At 57.5% G+C, this 1,757-nt stretch carries 2 protein-coding genes; one reads left to right on the forward strand and one right to left on the reverse strand.

Going from position 1 to position 1,757, the window contains the following annotated elements; genetic code table 11:
- On the forward strand, positions 1-1,136 hold a 1,136-nt coding region (locus EOA85_RS34505; RefSeq protein WP_348627958.1), incomplete at its 5' end, for a metallophosphoesterase.
- Here the strand turns inward: EOA85_RS34505 and EOA85_RS34510 are convergent.
- Complete coding sequence (locus EOA85_RS34510) at positions 1,133-1,630, reverse strand: CDP-archaeol synthase (RefSeq protein WP_127212661.1); 498 nt, start codon at positions 1,628-1,630, stop codon at positions 1,133-1,135. The genes EOA85_RS34505 and EOA85_RS34510 overlap by 4 nt on opposite strands.
- Positions 1,631-1,757 lie beyond the last annotated feature (127 nt).

Raw genomic sequence — 1,757 nt, forward strand, 5'->3', positions numbered from 1 at the left:
TTCCTCGAAGAAGACGCAAAGGTTTATGGCCCCAGTGGCGGCGAGGTCGTTACGACGGAACGCATTCACAACCTGGCCGCTTACATCGAAACGTTGCAGCATTAGACTTCGGCAACAGCGAAGTTTGCGCAAATGGCTTGCTGTATGTGGATGAATGGTGCACGTGCCGAAGCGCCAATCAACTGGCTCTGGACGCTATGATTGATATCAGCCCGAGGTTGGACGAGCGCCTTGGCCGGATTCATGCCAGGCAGCGTCTAGGGGTCGAAGAGGACCACGAAGCCCAGGTTTTCGGCCACGGCCTGAATTTCTTCCATTTGGAGAATTGGTATTCGATCCACGCGGCAATCCGCTACGGGCTGCGGTTAACTGGCCTCTATGGGCGTGGGCGCCGCAATGCCGCAAACGTCCAACTCCGCGTCAACACGATTGCGTCGGCAAGCTTGCCACGTAGTTTTGACGGATTCCGGATCCTCCACCTCAGCGATTTGCATGCGGACATGAGCGGCCCCGCAATGGATCGCGTCACCGAACTCGTCGCCGATCTCGACTATGACATTTGCGTGCTGACCGGCGATTTCCGTGCAAAGACCTTCGGTCCCTTTGAAGCTGCCGTAGACGGCATCGCCCGTATGCGAGCCTCTCTCAAGGGTCCGCTATACGGGGTGCTCGGCAACCACGATACAGTTCGAATGGTTCCAGCCTTGGAGGACATGGGCATTCGCATGCTGATGAACGAACTCGAAGTGATCGAGCGGAGCGGAGAGCGCATCTATCTCGCTGGAATAGACGACGCGCACTTCTTCCGGGTCGACAATATCGAAAAGGCGGCTGCCGATATGCCAGCCGACGCATTTTCAATGCTGCTTTCGCATACTCCCGAGATCTATCGCCAGGCAGCTCACGCTGGATTCGACGTGCTGCTCGCAGGTCACACCCATGGCGGCCAGATCTGTCTGCCAGGGGGCATCCCGATCACCTTGGATTCGAAACTCCCGCGGACGATGGGCGCCGGCGCGTGGATGTTCCATGCCATGATGGGTTACACATCAGTTGGCGCCGGATCGAGTGTCGTTGCAGTACGGCTGAACTGTCTTCCCGAGATCACACTCCACCGTCTGGCCCGCAAGGATTAGTAGGGTCTGTCTCTGATACGCAGCATGTAGAGAAGCCGGGACACCACGAGTTCGCCAATCCAGAACGAGCCGACACCGATCAGAATGTCCCAAACCGAAAATCCCACGAGGTCCTTGACCGCAAGGAAAGGCAACAGGGATTCCGGCACCTGATCGAAGCCTGGCGCCTCGGCGCTCGGAGCCAAGCGCAAACGACGCTTGAGGAAGCTCGATAGCATGTCGCCAATCATGGCGATCAAACCTACGAGCGCTCCGGTTTCAATGTCCAGCCCCACAAGAGGACCGCCCATCGCAGCTGCCGTGATGGCTAGCACGAGACCGCGAAGAGTCTTTGACCGACCCAGGAGCGGCTGTCCGTCCCAGAAAAGCCAACCACCATCGATCGGCCATGCGAGCCACTCGCCAAGCATTTTCTTGGCGATAACAGGCACGCCGTTGGCGAGGGTCAGCAAGATGAGGCACTGACCAATCGACCAGAAATGAAGCTCGGTCATGATGTTCTCATAATGCAGGGTCCGGGGTCCTTGCGAAAAATCGCGCGCCAGCCCTTAAGCCGGTCGGGTTGCCTTCCTCCGATAACGCGCTTCACTACTACTAGTTTTCTTCAGAATGATGATGCAC

Origin of the sequence: Mesorhizobium sp. M5C.F.Ca.IN.020.29.1.1 (assembly GCF_003997375.1) — a bacterium.
Classification (GTDB): domain Bacteria; phylum Pseudomonadota; class Alphaproteobacteria; order Rhizobiales; family Rhizobiaceae; genus Mesorhizobium; species Mesorhizobium wenxiniae.